17 protein-coding genes and 1 pseudogene are annotated in these 20455 nt (G+C 63.8%); 9 read left to right on the top strand and 9 right to left on the bottom strand.

What is annotated here, in order from left to right:
• Positions 1 to 110 precede the first annotated feature (110 nt).
• Positions 111 to 344: a microaggregate-binding protein 1 gene (gene mbp1, locus A5634_RS10295; RefSeq protein ID WP_065143942.1), complete on the bottom strand. Its 234-nt coding sequence runs from the start codon at positions 342 to 344 to the stop codon at positions 111 to 113.
• A 236-nt stretch (positions 345 to 580) separates the two neighbouring features.
• Here mbp1 and A5634_RS30110 point away from each other — a divergent pair.
• Positions 581 to 655 (top strand): annotated as a pseudogene (locus A5634_RS30110) (hypothetical protein); the annotation flags it as partial.
• Between the two features lie 7 nt (positions 656 to 662).
• On the opposite strand, the gene A5634_RS10290 reads toward A5634_RS30110, so the two are convergent.
• The 3 genes from A5634_RS10290 to A5634_RS10280 are packed head-to-tail and all read right to left on the bottom strand — an operon-like array spanning position 663 to position 4296.
• A complete protein-coding gene (locus tag A5634_RS10290) occupies positions 663 to 2234 on the bottom strand; it encodes a bifunctional 3-(3-hydroxy-phenyl)propionate/3-hydroxycinnamic acid hydroxylase MhpA (protein ID WP_065143941.1) in 1572 nt (523 codons plus the stop codon).
• Entirely contained in the window at positions 2231 to 3169 is a 939-nt protein-coding gene (locus A5634_RS10285; protein WP_065143940.1) for a fumarylacetoacetate hydrolase family protein, read from the bottom strand. Before A5634_RS10285 ends, A5634_RS10290 begins: the two co-directional genes overlap by 4 nt.
• Positions 3166 to 4296: a VOC family protein gene (locus tag A5634_RS10280; RefSeq protein ID WP_065143947.1), complete on the bottom strand. Its 1131-nt coding sequence runs from the start codon at positions 4294 to 4296 to the stop codon at positions 3166 to 3168. Before A5634_RS10280 ends, A5634_RS10285 begins: the two co-directional genes overlap by 4 nt.
• Positions 4297 to 4385: 89 nt before the next feature.
• On the opposite strand from A5634_RS10280, the gene A5634_RS10275 reads away from it, so the two are divergent.
• Both A5634_RS10275 and A5634_RS10270 read left to right on the top strand, forming a co-directional pair.
• Positions 4386 to 5042, top strand: a complete 657-nt coding sequence (locus tag A5634_RS10275) for a TetR/AcrR family transcriptional regulator (protein WP_081290333.1) — start codon at positions 4386 to 4388, stop codon at positions 5040 to 5042.
• Positions 5043 to 5102: 60 nt separating this feature from the next.
• The gene (locus A5634_RS10270) at positions 5103 to 5927 is read left to right on the top strand and encodes an alpha/beta fold hydrolase (RefSeq protein WP_065143939.1); all 825 of its coding nucleotides are present in this window, start codon (positions 5103 to 5105) and stop codon (positions 5925 to 5927) included.
• 431 nt (positions 5928 to 6358) lie between these two features.
• On the opposite strand, the gene A5634_RS10260 is transcribed toward A5634_RS10270, so the two are convergent.
• Positions 6359 to 7114 carry an acyl-[acyl-carrier-protein] thioesterase gene (locus tag A5634_RS10260; RefSeq protein ID WP_065143937.1) on the bottom strand — a complete coding sequence of 252 codons (756 nt, stop codon included), beginning with the start codon at positions 7112 to 7114 and terminating at the stop codon, positions 6359 to 6361.
• Between the two features lie 7 nt (positions 7115 to 7121).
• On the bottom strand, positions 7122 to 8528 hold the full coding sequence (locus A5634_RS10255; protein ID WP_065143936.1) for an NAD(P)-binding protein: 1407 nt from the start codon (positions 8526 to 8528) through the stop codon (positions 7122 to 7124).
• Between the two features lie 84 nt (positions 8529 to 8612).
• On the opposite strand from A5634_RS10255, the gene A5634_RS10250 reads away from it, so the two are divergent.
• Genes A5634_RS10250 through A5634_RS10230 form a run of 5 tightly spaced genes read left to right on the top strand, consistent with a single transcriptional unit; the run spans position 8613 to position 13696 of the window.
• Complete coding sequence (locus A5634_RS10250) at positions 8613 to 9437, top strand: enoyl-CoA hydratase/isomerase family protein (protein WP_065143935.1); 825 nt, start codon at positions 8613 to 8615, stop codon at positions 9435 to 9437.
• A gap of 20 nt (positions 9438 to 9457) precedes the next feature.
• On the top strand, positions 9458 to 10315 hold the full coding sequence (locus A5634_RS10245) for an alpha/beta hydrolase fold domain-containing protein (RefSeq protein ID WP_253861538.1): 858 nt from the start codon (positions 9458 to 9460) through the stop codon (positions 10313 to 10315).
• Complete coding sequence (locus tag A5634_RS10240; RefSeq protein ID WP_081290331.1) at positions 10312 to 11334, top strand: zinc-dependent alcohol dehydrogenase family protein; 1023 nt, start codon at positions 10312 to 10314, stop codon at positions 11332 to 11334. The genes A5634_RS10245 and A5634_RS10240 overlap by 4 nt, the downstream gene beginning before the upstream one ends.
• A complete protein-coding gene (locus tag A5634_RS10235; RefSeq protein WP_065143934.1) occupies positions 11331 to 12968 on the top strand; it encodes a tetratricopeptide repeat protein in 1638 nt (545 codons plus the stop codon). Before A5634_RS10240 ends, A5634_RS10235 begins: the two co-directional genes overlap by 4 nt.
• Before the next feature lie 41 nt (positions 12969 to 13009).
• Positions 13010 to 13696, top strand: a complete 687-nt coding sequence (locus tag A5634_RS10230; RefSeq protein ID WP_065143933.1) for a DUF6629 family protein — start codon at positions 13010 to 13012, stop codon at positions 13694 to 13696.
• Here the strand turns inward: A5634_RS10230 and A5634_RS10225 are convergent.
• On the bottom strand, positions 13686 to 15893 hold the full coding sequence (locus tag A5634_RS10225) for a molybdopterin-containing oxidoreductase family protein (RefSeq protein ID WP_065143932.1): 2208 nt from the start codon (positions 15891 to 15893) through the stop codon (positions 13686 to 13688). The two genes, A5634_RS10230 and A5634_RS10225, sit on opposite strands and share 11 nt — an antisense overlap.
• A 47-nt stretch (positions 15894 to 15940) precedes the next feature.
• Between A5634_RS10225 and A5634_RS10220 the strand changes: the two genes are divergently transcribed.
• Positions 15941 to 16813 carry a hypothetical protein gene (locus A5634_RS10220; RefSeq protein ID WP_065143931.1) on the top strand — a complete coding sequence of 291 codons (873 nt, stop codon included), beginning with the start codon at positions 15941 to 15943 and terminating at the stop codon, positions 16811 to 16813.
• 106 nt (positions 16814 to 16919) lie between these two features.
• On the opposite strand, the gene A5634_RS10215 is transcribed toward A5634_RS10220, so the two are convergent.
• Both A5634_RS10215 and A5634_RS10210 read right to left on the bottom strand, forming a co-directional pair.
• Positions 16920 to 19850, bottom strand: coding sequence for an RND family transporter (locus A5634_RS10215; protein WP_065143930.1), 2931 nt, complete (start codon positions 19848 to 19850; stop codon positions 16920 to 16922).
• Entirely contained in the window at positions 19847 to 20275 is a 429-nt protein-coding gene (locus A5634_RS10210; protein ID WP_065143929.1) for an MmpS family transport accessory protein, read from the bottom strand. Before A5634_RS10210 ends, A5634_RS10215 begins: the two co-directional genes overlap by 4 nt.
• Positions 20276 to 20455: the final 180 nt, after the last annotated feature.

The raw sequence follows: 20455 nt of genomic DNA, 5'->3' as shown, positions 1-20455 counted from the left end.
CCTAGCGGAGACCCGGATCGCGACGCTAGCGGATTAACGAGCGGATTAACCAGTCTGGACAAGCAAATGGGCCCAGTCCCCGTTGGAACTGGGCCCATCGCCGCGTCTAACTACTGATTCGCCTTCTGGCGCTGCTCGGCAGCCTCGGCGCCGCCGCGAGCGGCGTCCGCTTCAGCTTCCTTCTTGGCTGCGTCGCGCTGGGCGTCGCCCTTGTCCTGCTGGGCCTGGCCCTCACGCTTGACGTCGTCACGGCCGGTCACGGCACCGATGACTTCCTTGGCCTTGCCCTTGACGCCTTCGACGACGCCCTCGACAGCCTCTTGGGGTCCACTCTTCTCCGCCATGACTACCTCCTGCTTGCTCTTTTACATGACTGGGGAGCCGGGCAACACAAGGATTTTCTTACCGGTGTTGGTCCTGAATCCCCCCGCGACAACAGGGTTTCCGAACGGCGGAGAACTCAAACCTGTGGGCTGAGTCACCCCGGGGCCGGTAGCGAGCCTGTGACCAGTGTTTTAATCCGGCACAGCACGGGAATCCAGCTACGCTGTTACGTAACGCACATGGCAAGGAGTAAGGGATGTTGGTAAGCCGAGCCTTTCCCAGACTCGTAGCGAAGCTCGTGCGCTTTACACGGGCCGGGTACCCCCGCGATGTACCGGCTACCGACACGTTTCCGGTACTGGCTGTGTTGTCTCCCGCACGGCCAGAGTCGTTGCAGCACAACGGCAAACAGCCGTAACATCGCGGTCGGCTCGCATCACCGTCCGATCGGGCCGGATCAGCGCCGCCGCCACTTCGCTGCGGCGCAACCACATATCGAGTTCTCCGTCGGCCTCTGCTACAACCGTGACCACCTCGCGTGCGCGCAGCATCGCTTCATCGGTTGCACTCAGCGCGCCTCGGGTGATCAGGGCAAAACCGGCACCGGCAACGTCATCAAGACGGTCGCCCCTGAGCAGCAAGGGATTTGGGCACAACGTCCCGGCCAGTCCGCGATGGGAGCGGGACTTCTCGACGAGCACGGAGCGGCACAACGAAGGTGTGGTGGAGTCGAGGATCCTATTTCGCAGCCCTGGAATCAGTCTGAGTTTGGGCACCACAGCACGACGTACCAGATCGCCCAAATGCCCGCCGCCGGTCATCGACCATCCGATGGCCAACGCCAGCTGAATCAGCTGTCGCACATGCCGTTTGCGCTCCCGCTGATAAGTGTCGAGCGCTTGTCCAGCAAGTTGCGCGGCAAGTCGGCCGTTATGGACTGCCGCGATCTTCCAGCTGAGGTTCATCGCGTCGCGCATACCCGCGCCCATGCCTTGCCCGATGAACGGGGGAGTCAAGTGCGCGGCGTCACCGAGGATGAAGATATTGTCGCAACGCCACCGATCGGCGATCTGCGCGCGGAAGGTGTACTCGGCCACGCGCAACAGCGACAACGCGCTGTCCGGAACGCGGCCGGTCCAGGGCGCAATGAGTGGGTTCAGCGCGGCCAGAGTGCCGAAGTCGGCGGCACTCTCGCCGGCGAGCAGACGAAACTCCCAGCGGTACCGCGACTCTCCGATGCGCATATAAGTGCCGGCGCGCGCAGGGTCGCACACCTGGTAGACACCATCCCACTGCCGCAGATCCGCTTCGGTGGCGATATCCACCACGAGCCAACGCTGATTGAATCTCAGATCCTGCATGGCAGCGCCGATATGGTTGCGCACCAAGCTGTTTGCCCCGTCGCATCCCAAGACATAGTCAGCCGTGACGCGGTGCACCGTGTTGTCAGTGCGGTCGGTGAAGGTCACCTGGACACCGCCGTGCTCGCTACTCAGTGCGGTGACGTCCGCACCGCCGCGCAGCTCGACGTTTGGATAGCGTTGTAGGTTGTCCCGCAACAGTTTTTCCAATTCCGGCTGGTCGAACATATTGGCCTGCGGGTACCCGTGGACACTTTGAGCGGCGTCGCGGTGAAACTCGGCCAGCACGTTGAATTGACGGTCCAGAAGCCGCAACCCTAAGGTCGGCCGCGAAATCGCGGCGAACTCATCGGCTATCCCAAGACGCGCGATAACACGGCATATCTCGTCATCAAGGTGGACCGCCCTCGGCTGCGGGTACACCTCTGGCCAGCGTTCGAGAATCAGGCTGTCCACGCCGTACTGCGCCAGCAGGGTGGCCGCGGTGATGCCGGTGGGTCCGGCGCCGACGATCACCACCGGCACCTGCCGGATCTGCCCGCCGGTCACGTGTATCGCACTACGTTGCGCTGGACGCCGAGGTCGAGGGCTCCGTCGGCGGTTGCCACCGAGGCCTCGACTACGTCGCCGTGTTGTAGGTACTTGGTATTGCCGGCTTGGCGCTTGAAGAACGCCTTCCACTTCACCGCCGGGGGCAACAGATTACCGATGATCTCTACCGGCTTGGGCGGTGCACTCAACGCGGTTCCGATCGGCGTGCCGGTGAGAATCAGGTCGCCGGGGGCCAATTCCTGAAACGCGGTGAGCGATTGCAGCGCCTGCAGCGGTCGGTACAGCATGTCGCCCTCGACCAGTGCGTTCTGCCTTTCCTCGCCGTTCACCTGCAGACGCAGTCGAAGGTCGCCGAAGCGCTTGAGCTCGTTGGCATTGAGCAGCAACAGTTTTGGTCCGACGGGGGTAAAAGTCGGGTAAGACTTGGCTTCGTAGAACTGGGTTTGCGGCAACTGGATGTCGCGGGCTGACACGTCGTTGGTGACGACCAGACCGGCGATGAAGTCCGCAAGATTTGTATCAGAAATGCTGGTACCGACCGGGATTGGGTGTCCGATCACCAGCCCGATTTCGACTTCGTAATCGAGCAGCTGGACGTGTGCGGGCTTGACGATGTCGTCGAACGGCCCACAGATTGATGCGGAGGCTTTCCGGAAGAAGGTCAGCGGGATCGACGTCGGGTCCATGCCGGCGTCTTTCACATGGGACTCGAAGTTGGTCATCTGCGCTACCACCCGGCAGGGCCGCGTCACCGGTGAGATCAGCTTCAGGCTGTCCACGGGGACGGTGTCGCTGCTCTCCAGCGCGGCCTCGATGGCAGCCCGGTCGCCGAGAAGCTGCGCGGTACTGGTTGCGGCGGTAGCGACTTTTACCGCGCCGGTTGGGGTTTCGACCCACCAAGAGTCGGTGGTGTGCAGTATCGAGATGGTCATGCGCTGGGCACCTTCAGTAGACCGATCAAGCGGTTGACATCGAACTCGTTTCGTTGTCGAAGCGCACCGATCATGGAAACCACCTCGTGTCGTGCCGATTTCGCATTGGTGCCGAGGAAGTCTCTGGTGGCTGGCGGTCCCCATTGGGCCAGACCGGAAGCGGTCAGGGGCGCCCAACCCGGCTCAAGCGTGTTGTCGAACAAGTCGCCGTCGGTGAAGTGCTCGACCAGGAAGCCGTCCGGGTCACGCCAATAATCGAAAATCTGGCTGCCCTGGATATGGCGGCCGATTCCCCAGGAGCGGAAATAGCCTCGCTCGCGCAGGTATTCGCCACCGGCGGCCAGGGCGTCGAGGTCGCTGACCTGGTAGGCCGAATGCAGGTACCGGTTTGCCGGACCCAATGCCAGCGCCAGCGTGTGGTGGTCGGTGGGCATGGACCCGCGGTCGCAGCGAATGAAGCTCATCGTCGGGCCACGTTCGCGCTGACCCGGGAAGTACTGAAAGTCGCTGACGATCATGCCGAGGTTATCCAGGTACCAATTCAGGGACTGCAGGTACTTGGTCGACTGCAACACCAGGTGTCCGAGCCGCTGCACGCGGGCGGGTACCCGTGCGGGTCGCTGAGTCATGTTGGCACGCACGACGGTTGGACCGAAGTTGAAGGTATGCGGTGCTTGTCCGGGTAGCCCGGGTAGGCGGTGCATGCCGGCGACTACCCGCACCCGGGTGCCAGCGGGGTCGACCAGGTCGACCGACAAACCACCCATGGCTTCCGGTAGGGGACGAGCGGGGACACCCGATTTGTCGGCCAGTCGCAGCACGTCGACCTCGTCGCGGGCGCGAAACGCCACGGCGCTGAAGCGGGATCGCTCGCCGCGCCGCACGATCACACACGGCGCACCGGCGTCGGTGCCGCGCAACGCAATTCGGTCGGGACCGCGATGCGCGGTTTGAAATCCGAAGGCGCGGGCGAACGCTTCGCACCGGGTCAGATCCGGCTTTTCGAATTCCAGCCAGGCTATGTCGACGACCTTGATTACTGGATTCTTGCTTCGCCCGCAATGTTCGCCGGGCCGCGCACCCCGCTCGCTGTGTAAGTCCCGATGCGCATCCGTCTGGGCGTCGATCACATCTACCACCGATCTCAAGAACTAACTGACGAAATCGTCACATATACAGAACCCGCGCGTCAAGGTTTCTGACGAATTCCTCAGAAATGAGGCATACTGCTCGGGTGACCACTGCAAGCGATGGCACCGGCCGTTCGGAGCGACGCAAACAGCGCACCAGGGCAGCGCTGGTGCGGGCCGCGCAACGGTTGATAGCCGAGGGCAAGGTCAACGTCCCCGTCCTGGAGATCACCCAGGCTGCCGACGTCGGCATGGGGTCGTTCTACAACCACTTCGACAGCAAGGAGCAACTGTTCGAGGCGGCCGTCGCCGATGTGCTCGACGCGCACGGTGCGTTGCTGGACCGGCTGACCGCGTCGATCGAAGACCCCGCCGAAACGTTCGCCACCAGCTTTAGGCTCACTGGTCGGCTGTTTCGGCAGCGTCCGGAGGAGAGCAAGATTCTGCTGGCCAGCGGGTTGGCGCTGCTGTCGTCCGACCGTGGTTTGGCGCCACGCGCGTTGCGCGACATCAAGGCAGGTGTGCATGCCGGGCGCTTTGAGGTTGACGATCCGGAGCTGGCGTTGGCGATGGCCGGTGGTGCATTGCTGGGGCTGGGCGCGCTGCTGCGCGAAGATCCGCACCGCGACGGCGCCGCGGCCGCCGACACGGCAACCGAAAACGTGCTGCGCCTGTTCGGTCTCACGGCGCAGGAAGCCCATGCCGTCTGTCAGCGCCCACTGCCGGACTTCGCCTCCGAGTAGACCGTGGCTTGGATCGTGGGATAGTCAGAAGCCCGTTGTTGCGCGTCGAAAGGTTTGCCCATGCCGACGATCACCACCGGCGATGGCGTCGAGATCTTCTTCAAGGACTGGGGATCGGGGCAGCCCATCGTGTTCAGCCACGGCTGGCCGTTGTCGTCAGATGACTGGGATGCCCAATTGCTGTTCTTTCTGGCCAACGGTTACCGGGTCGTCGCGCACGATCGACGCGGACACGGGCGTTCCGCACAGGTCGCCGACGGACACGACATGGATCACTATGCCGACGACCTCGCCGCGGTCGTCGAGCACCTGGACCTGCACGACGTCGTGCACATCGGACACTCCACCGGAGGTGGCGAGGTAGTCCACTATCTGGCTCGTCATGGCGAGAGCCGGGCCAGCAAAGCCGTTCTCATCAGCGCGGTTCCGCCGTTGATGGTAAAGACCGGCGCAAACCCGCTTGGTCTCGCCAAACAGGTATTCGACGACCTGCAAGCACAGTTGGCGGCCAACCGGTCCGAGTTCTACCGGGCGCTGCCGTCGGGACCCTTTTACGGCTTCAACCGGCCCGGGGTTGAAAGCTCCGAAGCCAACATCGCCAACTGGTGGCGACAGGGGATGGCGGGCGGCGCCAAGGCGCACTATGACGGCATCGTCGCGTTCTCCCAGACGGATTTCACCGAAGACCTCGAGCAGATCACGCTGCCGGTGCTGGTGATGCACAGCAAGGACGATCAGATCGTGCCGTATCAGGCTGCCGGACCGTTGTCGGCGAAGTTGTTGCGCAACGGAGTCCTGAAGACTTACGACGATTTCCCGCACGGGATGATCACCACGCACGCTGAGACGATCAATGCCGACGTGCTGGAATTTCTCCGCTCATGAAACCCGCATGGCGGGGCGATATCCGACTTCGCTGCGGCCGCAGCAACTTTGGGCCGGGCGTTGTTCCTAGATCGACCTCCATTGGTCGGGTTTCTTTTTGTCGCTAAGGTGCCTGACCCGGGCGACGTGAGGTGTATGCCCCTTTTCCTTCGCCCACGCGATGGCTTCCTGCTGGGTCTCCAACTCGGCAAGAACACTATCCGCATGATCTTCGACAACGTAGTGAGAAATAGGTTCTCCATCACGGCCTTTAGGCCGCGGTTCGATGAAAACGTTGGGCACGGGTCTCTCCCTTTCGTTGCGCTGACCAACCAACTAACGCATACCCACGCCAGGACGGATCTCACAGCGCTGCACGGATTAGCCCACCCATTGCGCGCGCGGGCCGCAGATGGAGTACCGGCGGTGGGGCTGAACTCGATCGGGCGGAACTAGATCTTGCGCACCAGTGCCGCCGCGCGGACGTCGTCGCCGACCATGAAGTCCAACCGCACCGCATCGCCCTGTGCTTCGGAACGGATGCTGAGGACTTCGCCGTACTTGATGGGACTGCGGTATTCGAGCACCGCGCGGTAGGGATTGTTCTCCAATTCGGGGACCTGGCCCAGGATTTCGTGCACCCCGTGCCAGTAGATGGTGTTGTTGACATGCTCGAACAGGTCGATATCGGTGCGGCGCAGCGGAAATGGTATCTCCACACCGTCCTCGATCGGCTCGGTTACCCACGGTCGCCACTTGAGCCGGTGGTTGTCGGTGGTACTGCCGAAACGTTCTGTGCAGTAATCGGTTAACCGCGAGGGCGTCAAGGTGTCCTTGTTCATGCAGATCCAGAAGCCTTCGGTCTCGATGCGACCACCGGCTGCGCCCACGAGTTGCACGCGCATGTTGCACCATCTACTGGACAATCCCGCACACCAACGCCGGAAGGTGATGTCACTGGGTATCTCGATCGGCTCGATGACGTCGATGACGGTGCGCAGCACGATCCAGTGCGGATGGACTTCGGCCAGTCCCGCGTCGGCGAGGTGCTCGGCCCCGACCTCCTGGATGTAGCGCGCAACGCCGTCCAGGCGCAGCCTGCGGTGCTCGTCGATGTCGGAAGTGGCCAGCCGCCAACCGGTTTGGTAGACATAGCCCTCGTCCGGCACCGGGGCCAGGGGCGCTTCCACATCGGAATTCGGCCGCACGATTCTCCTAGCGTTGCACTGCCGTGGCTTCGCTGAGCAGCATCTCCAGTTGCTCGCTGGCCGTATTCAGCTTCTTCTGGAACATCGACACCACCCGATCGCGCACCCGCGGCTTGTGCGACAGCGGCGGCAGCAGGTCGGCGAGCAGGTTCAGCCGCGCCGAACTCAGCCAATCGGTCAATTCGGGATCGTCGAGCCAACGCGCGAAGTTGCGTAGGTCGGAGTGCGTCAGGCGCAGCCAGTCCACATCGCGGTCGGGGTGCGGAATAGGAGTGCAGAGTTCGTTTTTCACCGCGTCCCCGTCGTAGGCGCACTCCACGTGCGCGATGAACGCGGCGCTGAACACCTGCTGGCAGCCGCGCACCGCCTGCAGCGTCAGCTGGCCGCCGTCGAAAACCGGTGTGGCGGGGCGTTCTGGGGCGCCGTCGGCGGAACAATCGATGTAGAGGGCGGACGGCGAGGAGGTGATGGATCCTTCGTCGAGCACGATTGCGGTGGGCTCGATGCGCTGGACGTGGCCCATCCGGATGATGTCGTCGATTCGACGCAGCTGCTCATATTCGGGTTGCGACACCGTGGCACACCGATACATGCGGGGCCGCACCGAGGGATCGAGGCGCAGCAGCGTGCCGCCAGCCTCCAGTCGGTCGAACAGGTCTTCGACCGATGTCGCGGCCTCGATCGCCTCGAGCGTGGCACCGTAGTTGTCGCGGAACCGCTTGATGAACGACGGACCCGGCTGCAGCGTTGCCCGGTCCATCAGCCAGGAATCACGCGGCATGATCCACGTCAGCCGAGCGGGGTCGACGCCGTGACGCAGCAACCACAGGCACACGTCCATGCCGGTCTTGCCGGCACCGACGATCACATACCGTTCCCGCGCGCCGAACCTGGGCAGATCGTTTGGCGGGATGCAATGGATGCCCGGGGCGACGGCGTAGGGGGCGGGGCGCATGGATGGGACGACGGCACGCAGGTAGGTGGCATCGACGGTGCGGCGCTTGACGTTGACGGCGTATTCGGTGCCGGCCAGGGTACGGAACCGGTCATCACCGAGATACTCGGTCATCGGGAAGTACTCCACGCGCCCGGTGGGCAGGAATTGTTGTTGCATCACAGCGTCGAAGTACGAGCAGATTTCGCCCACCGGGGCAAGTTCATTCAGACCTTGGTTCCATCCGACGCTGTCAATGGTGTTGTTGCCCAACGCCCTTGAGTTGATCCCGTAGTACGCCGACGGTTGGTGCAGCCGCACGAACGGGTAGGCGGTGGTCCAGTGGCCACCTGGCTGGTGGGCGCGGTCCACGACGACGACACGTGCGTCAGATTCGGTGATGACGGTGTCGGTGAACGCCATCCCCATTGCTCCGGCACCCACCACGAGGTAGTCGGTGTCCAAAAGTTGGACACTCATTCCGAGCGCTCTTTCATGCGCCCACGATAGTGCCCGACCGTAGTGCCCAAGTCGCGACCCGTTGAACCGAGTAAATTTGCCGAAATGCGAGCCGATCTCACCGTGGCGATCGCCGATGGTGTCGCGCTACTGACCCTCAACCGTCCGCAGCGACGCAACGCCTACACCGCGCAGATGGGCACGCTGCTCAACCGGGCATACCGGGACTGCGATGACGATGACCGGGTACGAGCGATCGTGTTGACCGGCGCGGGGGAAACGTTTTGTGCCGGCGCCGACTTCTCCACCCAGACAAGCCCTTTCGATGAGCCTGCCGACGCTGCCTTCACTGCCGCGCCGACCGACCCGGCGGCGTTCGAACTGCGCACACCGGTCATCGCCGCTGTCAACGGACATGCGATCGGAATAGGCTTGACCATCGCGCTGCAGGCCGACATCCGGATCATGGCCCGCGACGCCAAATACGCTGTGGCACAAGTACGGCGGGGCGTCATAGCGGACTGCATGTCGCACTGGACGTTGCCGCACCTGGTGGGCGGGGCGGTGGCCGCCGAGTTGTTGCTGACCGGCCGAACGTTCGACGGTGCTGAGGCGGTGGCACTGGGCATAGCCACCCGCGCGATTCCGGGATCAGAGGTCCTCGACCATGCGATGGCAGTCGCCCGCGACATCGCGGCCAACGTGGCGCCGATGTCGGCGGCGTTGAGCAAACGACTGCTCTGGGACACGATGATCCGCGGCTACACACCGCGTCAGGTCGCGGACTTGGAGACGCAACTGCACCACCGGGTAATGGGCGGTCCGAACGCCCGCGAGGGCGTGGAGGCGTTTCTGCAGCGCCGTGAGCCGCGCTGGAGCGGTTCGGTGGCAGCGCAGTGGGAACCGTTGCCGGAGGCACCGCGGCGATGACCAGTTGGAGAAGCCGCGCGATGCCCACGATGCTGCGTCTGACGGGCCGGGACAAACCGTATGCCAGCGCTGAATCCGCTCACGCGCATCTCGAATTGCGGGCACAGCATCCGCAGCCCTTTGGCCCGCCGCCGCGACTGCGCCCGAAAGTGACCCTGCAGCTGGAGCGTCGGTCGGGCTGGCCCATCTACACGCTGACGCCGAAAGCCGACCCGCCCGAACGCACCGTCATCTACCTGCACGGCGGCGGTTGGGTCAACGAAATCGCCGTGCCGCATTGGGAATTGGCAGCTCAGATCGCCGCCAAGGCGCATGCCACGGTCATCATTCCGATCTATCCGCTGATACCGTTCGCCAGTGCGGCCGAAGTCTTGCCCGTCATCGTCGACATAGCGGCCCAGCATCCCGGCGTCTGTTTGGTCGGTGATTCCGCGGGTGGGCAGATTGCCCTGTCGTCGGCGCTTTCGCTGCGCGACGAACATGGCATGGTGTGTCCGAGCACCATTTTGATTTCGCCGATCCTGGACGTGTCTCTGAGTAACCCGCTGATCGACGAGGTCGAACCGAGCGACCCGTGGCTGGGGCGCGATGCGCTGCGGGTCTTCGCCGACCGGTGGCGCGGTGACCTGCCGGTTGACGATCCGCGGGTCAGCCCGCTTGCGGCCGACCTCGCCGGGTTGGGCCCGCTGTCCATATTCAGCGGGACGCGGGACATCCTCAATCCCGACGCCCGCTTGCTCGCCGAAAAGGCTGCTGCCGCAGGGCTGAACGTCGATTACCGCGAGCAGGCGGGTCTGCTGCATGTCTATCCGTTGCTGCCCGCCCCGGAAGGCCGTGCCGCCCGGGCCGTCATCGTCGAAAGGCTAAGTCGCGCATGAGTATTCCCGACCGTCAGACGGCAATGGTGATGAACGGACCCGGGGTGGCTCCGGTGCCGGCCGAAAGGGCGGTCGAGGCACCAGGTCCCGGGCAGGTGCTGGTCAAGGTGAACGCGTCCAGCCTGAACTTCCACGACAACATCAATCTGATGGGGCTGCTTCCCGGTCCGTGGCCGCGGGTGCCGATGAGCGACGGGGCGGGCGAGGTGGTGGCGGTTGGCCAAGACGTCGGCCAGTGGCGCGTAGGTGACCGCGTGATGGGAGCGTTTCACCCCGGCTGGCCGGACGGCCCGCCGACACCGCAGCACAAGCGGGTGTTGCCCGGCGACACCTGCGACGGTTGGCTGCAGCAGTACCGTGTCGCCGAAGTGGCCGGCCTGGTCCGCACCCCCGACCACCTAAGCGACGTCGAGGCGGCGACGATTCCGTGTGCCGCCGTGACGGCCTGGAGTGCGTTGCGGGAAGCCCACATTGGGGCAGGCGACGTGGTGGTGACACAGGGCACCGGCGGGGTCTCGCTGTTTGCCGTGCAGTTAGCCCAAGCGATGGGCGCGACCACGATTCTGACGTCGTCCTCCGACGACAAGCTCAAAGTCGGATCCGGCTTGGGGGCAACACATCTCATCAATTACCGCAGCACCCCGGATTGGGATGCGGAGGTCAAGCGACTCACCGGCGGGAATGGCGCTCACCTGGTGGTCGAGCTCGGCGGTCCCGCCACACTGGCAAAGTCGCTGCACTCGGCGCGCATGGGGGGCACGATCGCGGTGATCGGCGTGCTCAGCGGGTTCGACATGGCGGAGATCGCGGTGGCCGAGGTGATGCTGAACAACCTGCGGATTGTCGGGATCACCGTCGGTAGTGTGCGCGCACACCGCGAAGTGTGCGAAGTAATTGCCGAAGCCGGTATCAAACCCCATATCAGCCACGTCGTCGACTGGCACGATCTCGACGAGGCGCTGCGCCTGATGCGGGCGGGGGAGCACGTCGGCAAGATTGCGCTCACGATTTCGACATGACCGCCGACGATCAGTACTACGACCTCGGTTCCTACCACCGGCCGGTGGAAACGTCGTCGCCATCGGCGCAGGTCTGGTTTGACCGCGGCCTGGTGTGGGCCTACGCGTTCAACCACGAAGAGGCGATCCGCTGTTTCGAGCAGGCGCTGGAATTCGACCCGGACCTGGCCATTGCGCGCTGGGGCATCGCCTATGCGGTGGGTCCGAACTACAACAAGGCCTGGGACGCATTCGACCCCGCCGACTTGGCCGCCTCACTGAGCCGCGCGCGTGCCGAACTTGCGCTGGCGGCCCAAGGCCAGGCCAGTGCCGTCGAGCGCGGACTGATCGCGGCGCTGCAAACCCGCTTCGCAGACGACCTGGACGCGGGACGCCTCGCCTACGCCGATGCGATGTCGGCGCTGGCGGCAAAGCACCCACGGGATCTCGACGTGCAAGCGTTGGCTGCCGATGCACTTGTCAACGTCACGGCATGGGCATTGTGGAACACCTCCACCGGCGAGCCCGCCGCGGGTTCGCGGGTAGTGCAGGCGCGGTCGATCCTCGAGGATGCGCTCGCCGAACCGGCGGGCCGCGCCCACCCCGGGATCCTGCACCTGTACCTGCACACCATGGAGATGTCGGCGACACCGGAGGTCGCCCTGCCGGCCGCTGACCTGTTGCGCGGCTTGGTCCCCGACGCGGGCCACCTCGAGCACATGCCGAGCCACATCGACGTGCTCTGCGGTGATTACCGCAGTTCTGTAGAGGCGAATCAGGCTGCGGTACAGGCGGATCGACGCTTCGTCAGCCGGTCGGGTCCGTTGAACTTCTACTCGCTGTACCGCGCGCACGATCTGCACTTCATCGTGTATTCGGCCATGTTTCAAGGACAATCGCGGATCGCACTTCAGGCTGCCGACGAACTCGCCGCTCAGCTGACACCCGAACTGCTGGCGATCCAATCGCCGCCGATGGCTGATTGGCTCGAGGCGTTCGTTCCATTGCGGACACACGTGCTGGTGCGGTTCGGCCGATGGGATGAATTGATCGCGCAATCGCCGCCTGCCGACCGGGATCTGTACTGCACTACCGCGACGACCGTCCACTACGGACGCGGCATTGCCTACGCGGCAACCGGTCAACTGGCCCGGGCGCATGCCGAACGGGCCGCGTTCGCCGAGGCCTATCAGCGGATACCGGAATCGCGCTACCTGTTCAATAACACCAGCCGCGACATCCTCGCGGTGGCCGGTGCCATGCTCGATGGTGAAATCGCTTACCGTGAGCAGCTTTTCGACGAAGCCTTCGCTCACCTGAGGCGCGCGATCGAGCTTGACGACGCGCTTCCCTACGACGAGCCCTGGGCGTGGATGCAACCTACTCGCCACGCTTACGGTGCGCTGCTGCTCGAGCAGGGGCACGTTGCGGAGGCGGCCGACGTGTACGCGGCGGATCTCGGTCTGGACCCCGCCCTGGCCCGGTGTTGCCAGCATCCGAACAACGTGTGGAGCTTGCACGGCTATCACGAGTGCCTGCGTAGGCTTGGTCGCGCAGCCGAAGCCGCGATTATCGGCCAGCAATTCGCGCTGGCAGCGGCGCGCGCCGACGTGCCGATTCGCGCCTCGTGCGCCTGCCGACTGAGCAGCGGTTGACCTACTGGTTTGCACCGTAGGTAACCGGGAACACTCACACCATGTGTTTTTCGGCGACCGCCGACCTGGTAGCTGGCGCGGCGCTGGTGCCGATCGCCGTTCTGTCACTGCGCGAGGTAAAGCACTGGCGGGAGTTGCCGTTCGCGCTACTTCCAACGGTTTTCGCCGTTCACCAATTCATCGAGGACGCTGTGTGGCCTAGTTCGGACAGCGACATCTCGTCGGGGGTGATTCACCTCGCGGTGCGCGCATATCTTTTCATTGCGATGGCGCTATTGCCGACGCTGTTGCCGCTTTCGATTGTGCTGCTCGAACCGCGCGGCGCGCGGCTGCGGGTGGCGCCGTTTGTCGCGCTCGGTGCGGTGGTGTCATGCTATTTGGCCTACGTTGTGCTGACGCAGCCCGTCACAGTGGTAAAACACCACCACGCGTTGGAATATCAGACCGCAATGCAATACGGCGTGGTGTGGACGGGTCTGTACATCATCGCGGTAATCGGGCCGGCATTGCTGTCCGGATACCCGTCGATCATCGCCTTCGGCGCGTTGAATCTGGTGGGACTCGTGGTGGTGGCCATACTTCTGACCCAGGCATTCGCCTCCCTATGGTGCGTCTATGCGGCCCTGGCCTCGGTATTGGTGCTGGTCCATATGATTCGTCGCCGACGCCTTCCTGACGCGCACCGTCGCGACGGCGGGGCCGTGGATGCCGACGTGCTCAGGGTCTGACTGTGTGTTCATTAGGCCGAATTGGCTCGACCGCAACATAACTGGAGCTCATCGCCGGCGTCTGGGACAGCGGATCCACCGGTCCACCGTCGATCAGCAGATTGCGGTTCACCCCGAAGGACCGCGGGGCCGCGTCGCCACGCGGGTCGAAAATCCGCGATCCCCAACCATGATCTAGCACGATCAACCCGCGTCGAGGGCGCTCGCTCAGTACGGCCCGCACCTCGACCGCACCAACCGGTGAGGACATCCGCACCAGATCCCCGTCGCCGATTTCGTGTTCGGCCGCATCGGCAGGATGAATCAGCACCAGGCTGCCCTTACCGCCTGGATGCAGTCCGGGAAGATCGTTGAGAAACGAGTTCATGGAATGGCGGTGACGGCGGTTGCCGACTTGAAATGGGAAGCCGGGCGGGACTTGGGGCGGCGGCGCGGCGAGCAACTCCGCCGCTCGCGCTACCAGGTCCGCCGGCGCGATATGGACGCGCTTGTCCTCGGTGCGCAGCGCCGCCGCAAAGTGGCCGTATTCGCGGGGGCCGAGCACCATGCCGTGTGGATGGGACATCAGGTCGCGCCATTTCACCTTGCGGCCGTTCACTTTTCGCGACATAGCGACGATCATGCGGTCGATCCAGTGCGGTGAGAAGGCCAGCGGGGGACGGCGGGTGAGGGCGGCGAGGCGCCGAGTGGCCTTGACGAACGCGTTGATGCCCTTCACCCCGAACAGCGGCGCATCCATCGCCAGCGCCAAATCGACGAAAATGCGCCACTCCTCGCGTGCGCCGGGTGGTGGCTGCACTGCCCGCACGCCGTACTGCACGTAGGGTTCGTCGTGCATATTGCTGGTCAGCGCCAGTAGGTCATCCCGTTCGAGCCAGTGCACCGCGGGTAGCAGCCAGTGCGCGTGGCGGTGGCTTTCGCGCTGCACGAAGTCGATGGCCACCAACAGGTCCAGTTGCGACAGCGCCTGGTCCAGCGCCGCGCCGTCCGGTCCGGAAATGACCGGGTTGCCGGAGTTGATTACCATGGCGCGGATCTGACCCGGGCCGGGAGTGGTGATCTCGGCGGGCAATTCGCTCAACGCATGTGCGCCGGCCACCATCGCCCGACCGGTCAACCGACTGCGATGCCCAGACGGCTTCACGGTCGCGGTGAGTTTCAGCGCGTCGATATAACCGGGTTCGAAGCGGCGACCGCCAGGGCGGTCCATCCGTCCGGTGATCACATTGAGCACGTGGCCCAACCATTCGCCCACGGTGCCCGACACGTGCAGCGAGATTCCGGTCCGGGTCACCACCATCGCCGCCATTGCGGTTGCGAATTCTCTTGCTGTGGCTTCAATTTGAACGCGAGGTAGTCCGCAACGAGCTGCGAGATCGTCGAGGTCAGCTGCGGCGACGAGGTCGCGCAACTCCGGCATACCCGTGGTGAGTTGGGCGCAGTCTTCGCGGTGCTCCAAGCCCTCATCGAGGATGATCTTGACCATCGCCAACAGCAGCGCCCAGTCCTGGCCCGGCTTGACGGCGAGATGGACGTCGGCTTTGTCGGCGGACTCGGTGCGCAACGGGTCGACCACGACGATCTTGGCGCCCTGCTTTTGCCGGGCCAGTGCCCGCTGCCAGCCGCCGGGCACGGTTTCGACCCAATTCCAGGCGCTCACTGCGGGATTGGCGCCGACAAGCAGAAAGTAGTCGCAATTGTCGATGTCGGAGACGGGCACCATGATCGACGACCCGTACATGGCCTCGGCCACGACGTGCAGCGCGTTCTGGTCGACGGAGCCTACGGCGTAACGGTTTTGGGTTCCGACGGCGTCCAGCCAGCCGTTCATGAAGATTAGGTTCGACGACGAATAGCCGGCCGGATTGCCGTAGTAGGCGGCGACGGCGTCTGGACCGTCAGCGTCGATCAGCGCCGTCATCCGGGCGGCGATATCCGAAATCGCCTCGTCCCAAGTCGCTTCCACGTACTTCTCACCCACCCGGCGCATCGGGACCTGAATTCGGCGTGGATGTTCGACGAGTTGGGCGGCGTTGCGGCCCTTGGCGCAGAAGTCCTGCCAACTGTGCGGGTTTTGCTTGTCGGCCGATATCTTGCGCACCCGGTTGCCTTCGACGCTGACCGCGACACCGCACGAGGCTAGGCAGTACCGGCAGAAGGTGAACACGGTCTGCGTATCCGTCCCGAGATCACCCACGCTGTCGAGCGTGACACTTGTGCCCGTTTTTGTATAGCGTCATCGGCATGGCCGACTCGGGCGATCGACTGCGAGACATCCGTGAGCTGCGCGGCGACGCCGATGCGTACCGCGACGAGCTGTACCGCCGCTGGACCGGCCTGCTCAGCTACCGCTACATCGGGCGCAAGCACTCCTCGATGGACCTCGGGGATGTCGACAACACCGTCAGCATCCGCCGGGACATGCGCAACGAGGCGGGCGGAATCATGGTTGCGCCACTCGCCATCTCATCACCGGAGGGCTGTCAGACCGACATGGTCGCGGTGCCCAATCCGGTCATCGCGTCGGTGCAGATCGTCGACCCCGGCTATGACGTCAGCCGCGTCGAGATCGTCGAGTCCGGCATCGTGCACCAGGGCCGGACGATGGGTTACGGACGCTGCAAAATCGTCGACGCCGACAACCCGGACCGGGTCGTCGCGTTCAACGAAGGCCAGGGTGCCGTCATCGGAATTCCGCCGGAAGGCCTTGGCCGGATGGATGTTTCGGGCACCGAGCTGGTGATCGAAGACTCACCCGACCTGCCGCCGCTGTGGGCGGCTTTCGGCGCTCATCGGCGCGACGACGGTCACTGGGTGCTGCCACCGCTCAGCGCCGAATACGCCTCGCCGGATGCGGCCCTGCACATCGGGCCCCAGCACGTGGTCCTGGAAACCGCGGCCATCGACCTGGCCGCCGACGTCGCCGGCACAAGGAAGCTACAGGTGATCAGCTGGCATGTGATGTTCATGTCCCGCGGCAAGGTGGGCCCGTTCCGGGTTGAGGGCACCGCGCATCCCGGCCCCGGACGCGTCGGGGTACGCATGCTGTTGCACGACGAGGGCAACGGGGACAAGGCCGTGACGTCGGCCGCGGCGGTGTTCGACGTCGTGCGCTGACGCGGCGAGCGCGACGCTGACGCGGCGAGCGCGCGTGTCTGCACGGTGACACGCCGTCGGAGCTGTACCTAAGCGGACGCTCGCGCCGGGGTGTGCGCGCGGAGGATCACACCGAAGTCAGCGCTTCGTCCTTTTCGGAGTCCTTCTTGGCGTGCGCTCCCGTCGGCGTGGGCCAGGGGGAGGGGACCGGACGCTGCCGGACGCGTTGCGGCCACCAGAACCACTTACCCAGCAGGGCCGCGATCGAGGGTGTCATCAGTGACCGCACGATCAGGGTGTCGAACAGCAGGCCCAGGCCGATCGTGGTGCCAACCTGGCCGATCACGATCAGTTCGCTGACCGCCATCGTCATCATCGTGAATGCGAACACGAGCCCAGCCGACGTCACCACCGACCCGGTGCCGCCCATCGCCCGGATGATGCCGGTGTTGAGGCCGGCGTGGATCTCTTCCTTGAAGCGGGAGACCAGCAGCAGGTTGTAGTCGGCGCCGACCGCCAGCAGGATGATGACCGACATAGCGAGCACCATCCAGTGCAGTTCGATACCGATCAGATGCTGCCAGATGAGCACTGAAAGCCCGAAAGATGCTCCCAGCGAAAGCAATACGGTACCCACGATCACCGCCGAGGCCACCACGCTGCGCGTAAGGACCAGCATGATGATGAAAATCAAGCACATGGAAGCGATTCCGGCGATCAACAAGTCGTAGTTGCTGCCGTCCCGCATGTCCTTGAAGGTGGCCGCGGTGCCGCCGAGCAGGATCTTGGAGCCCTCCATCGGCGTGCCCTTGAGCGACTCGTAGGCGGCCTTCTTAATGGCGTCGATATGCGAAATGCCTTCTGCGGACATCGGATCGCCGTCGTGGCTGATGATGAACCGCACCGCGTGGCCGTCGGGAGATATGAAGTTCTTCATACCCTTCTTGAACTCCGCGTTCTCGAAAGTCTCCGGCGGCAGGTAGAACGAGTCGTCGTTGCGCGACGCGTCGAACGCCCTACCCATCGCCGATGAGTCGCGTTGCGCACGCTGCTGCTGTTCCAGCAGACCCTTCTGGGTCGAATACATGGTCAGCATCATCGTTTTCATGTTCTTCATGTTCTGGATCATCTCGGGCATCAGCGCCACCATCCGCGGCATCAGGGTGTCGAGGTGATCCATGATCGGCATCAAGCTCTGGATGTCATCGGTCATCAGATCGACGCCATCGAGCGCGTCGAAGACGGACCGCAACGACCAGCACACCGGGATGTCGAAGCAGTGCTTCTCCCAGTAGAAGTAGGCACGGATGGGGCGGAAGAAATCCTCGAAATCCGCCATGTGATCCCGCAATTCGGCGACATCGAGCGTCATTGCGTGCATCTTGCCGACCATGATGTGCATGTCGTTGGCCATCTGAGTGGTGATGTCCTGCATCTGCACCATGCTGTCGATGGTCGTCTGCATCTCATCGGACTGCTTGAGCATGTCGGCGATCTGATCTTCTTGGTACTTCTGCGTCATCTGCTGGCTGACGCCTTGCATGCTGATCTGGAACGGAATCGAGGTGTGTTCGATCGGCTTGCCTTCGGGGCGGGTAATCGCCTGCACCCGACTGATTCCCGGAACCCGGAAGATTGCTTTGGCAATCTTGTCGATCACCAGGAAGTCCGCGGAATTGCGTAGATCGTGGTCACTTTCGATCATCAACAACTCGGGATTCATCCGAGCCTTGGAGAAGTGCCGGTCGGCGGCTGCGTAGCCGGCGTTGGCCGGCAAATCATCGGGTAAGTAGTTGCGGTCGTTGTAGTTGGTCCGATACCCGGGCAGGGTGAGCAGGCCGACAAGTGCGATCCCGATGGTCATGACCAGGATCGGCCCGGGCCAGCGCACGACGGCGGCACCGACCTTGCGCCAGCCGCGAATCCGCTGTGCGCGCTTGGGTTCGAGTGTCTGACGGAAGCGCGAGGCCACCGAGATGACCGCGGGACCCAGCGTCAGCGCCGCGAGGACAACGACCACCATGCCGATGGCCAGTGGGACGCCCAACGTCTGGAAGTACGGCAGGTTGGTGAAATGCAGGCAGAACGTCGCACCCGCGATCGTCATGCCCGAGCCGAGCACCACGTGTGCGGTGCCGTGGAACATGGTGTAGTAGGCGTCTTCTCGGGATTCTCCGACGGCTCTGGCTTCCTGATATCGGCCGATCAAGAAGATCGCATAGTCGGTTGCGGCCGCAATGGCCAACGTGACCAACAGGTTCGTGGCGAAGGTGGAGAGGCCGATGACTTGGTGATAACCGAGGAAGGCGACCACGCCGCGAGCGGCGGCCAGTTCGAACACCACCATCCCCAGCGTGAGCAGCACCGTGACGATCGAGCGGTAGACCATCAGCAGCATTGCGATGATCACGACGAAGGTTGCTCCCGTGATCACTTGCAGACTGCGGTCACCGGCCAGATGCTGGTCGGCCTCCAAAGCCGACGGGCCGGTGACGAAGGCCTTGACACCATTGGGCGGCGTCACGCTTTCGACGATGTGCTGGACCGCCTCAACCGAGTCGTTGGCCTTTGACTCGCCCATGTTTCCGACGAGATAGACCTGGACGTAGGCGGCCTTGCCGTCGTTGCTCTGGGCACCCGCGCCGGTAAGCGGATCGCTCCAAAAGTCCTGAACGTGCTCGACGTGGTCTTTGTCAGCCTCGAGCTTCTTGACGATCTGGTCGTAGAAGGCATGCGCGTCGGCGCCGAGTGCATTTTGGCCCTCCAGCACGATCATCACCGAGCTGTTGGACTTGTACTCCTTGAAGACCTCACCGACGCGCTTGGTGGCGATGACGGATTGGGCGTCGTCGGGGCTCATCGAGACCGAGCGCATCTTCCCGACTTCGTCCAGCTGCGGGACGACGACGTTGAGTACCGCGATCAGCGCGATCCAGCCGATGATGACGGGAACGGCGAATTTGCGCAGGAAGTGTGGGATGGCAGGGCGCGCAGCGTGTTTGGGGATGGGCGCGGTGTCGGCGTTGTCGGGCCGGGCGGGTTCGGTGATCGTGCTCATGCGGATTTCACCAAGCAGGAGGTCAGGGCGTGCACGCCGTGGGAGATTTGCTCGTCTTTGACTTCGTCGTCGACGGTGATGCGACAGCCGAGGTAATTGCCGTCGCTCTGCGCCGAAATGTTCGGGAAGACCGAAGGTGCGGTCGTGCTCAGCACCAGGGTCCAGGGCAGCGGCGTGTCGTCACGGCGCTGCGGTTCTGCACTGAGGTCCAGGTAGTTCACGTTCGCGTGCGACGCGGAGCCAAAGACCTCGTACTTGACGACCTTGGGTTTGAAGGGTTTGGAGTCGTCGACTTTCGGACTGGTGAGGGTGTCGGCATTCTCAGCGACGAAGAACGACTTGACCCGGTGCACGGTGAATCCACCGATCGCCACCACCGCCACGATCAGCAGCGGCAACCAGGCATCGCGCACAATCCTTGCCATCTGCACCTAGGTGATCCTTTGCGCTACAAAGTCTTCGATGTTTTCGAACATCAATTGCGGGGGTTGGGGCAGAGCCCCTTTTCGAGGCCCGTTTCGCGAGTCGAACCTGGCTGTGATTTCCGGCCGGGTTTTTCGCTGTGTGGTTCGGCTCGCGAGAAAAGAGCGCCGGACCATCAGTAC

The organism is Mycobacterium asiaticum, from assembly GCF_001673365.1.
GTDB classification, from domain to species: Bacteria; Actinomycetota; Actinomycetes; order Mycobacteriales; family Mycobacteriaceae; genus Mycobacterium; species Mycobacterium asiaticum_A.
This window is presented reverse-complemented; position numbering and strand designations above follow the sequence as displayed.

What these genes read in the sequence shown, in the direction of transcription:
- A5634_RS10285 (WP_065143940.1), bottom strand. Translation starts at nt 3,169, where the DNA reads ATGACCATCTCGATACTGCACACCACCGACTCTTGGTGGGTCGAAACC.
- mbp1 (WP_065143942.1), bottom strand. Translation starts at nt 344, where the DNA reads ATGGCGGAGAAGAGTGGACCCCAAGAGGCTGTCGAGGGCGTCGTCGAA.
- A5634_RS10250 (WP_065143935.1), top strand. Translation starts at nt 8,613, where the DNA reads ATGCGAGCCGATCTCACCGTGGCGATCGCCGATGGTGTCGCGCTACTG.
- A5634_RS10255 (WP_065143936.1), bottom strand. Translation starts at nt 8,528, where the DNA reads ATGAGTGTCCAACTTTTGGACACCGACTACCTCGTGGTGGGTGCCGGA.
- A5634_RS10270 (WP_065143939.1), top strand. Translation starts at nt 5,103, where the DNA reads ATGCCGACGATCACCACCGGCGATGGCGTCGAGATCTTCTTCAAGGAC.
- A5634_RS10245 (WP_253861538.1), top strand. Translation starts at nt 9,458, where the DNA reads ATGCCCACGATGCTGCGTCTGACGGGCCGGGACAAACCGTATGCCAGC.
- A5634_RS10275 (WP_081290333.1), top strand. Translation starts at nt 4,386, where the DNA reads ATGAGGCATACTGCTCGGGTGACCACTGCAAGCGATGGCACCGGCCGT.
- A5634_RS10215 (WP_065143930.1), bottom strand. Translation starts at nt 19,850, where the DNA reads ATGAGCACGATCACCGAACCCGCCCGGCCCGACAACGCCGACACCGCG.
- A5634_RS10220 (WP_065143931.1), top strand. Translation starts at nt 15,941, where the DNA reads ATGGCCGACTCGGGCGATCGACTGCGAGACATCCGTGAGCTGCGCGGC.
- A5634_RS10210 (WP_065143929.1), bottom strand. Translation starts at nt 20,275, where the DNA reads ATGGCAAGGATTGTGCGCGATGCCTGGTTGCCGCTGCTGATCGTGGCG.
- A5634_RS10230 (WP_065143933.1), top strand. Translation starts at nt 13,010, where the DNA reads ATGTGTTTTTCGGCGACCGCCGACCTGGTAGCTGGCGCGGCGCTGGTG.
- A5634_RS10235 (WP_065143934.1), top strand. Translation starts at nt 11,331, where the DNA reads ATGACCGCCGACGATCAGTACTACGACCTCGGTTCCTACCACCGGCCG.
- A5634_RS10240 (WP_081290331.1), top strand. Translation starts at nt 10,312, where the DNA reads ATGAGTATTCCCGACCGTCAGACGGCAATGGTGATGAACGGACCCGGG.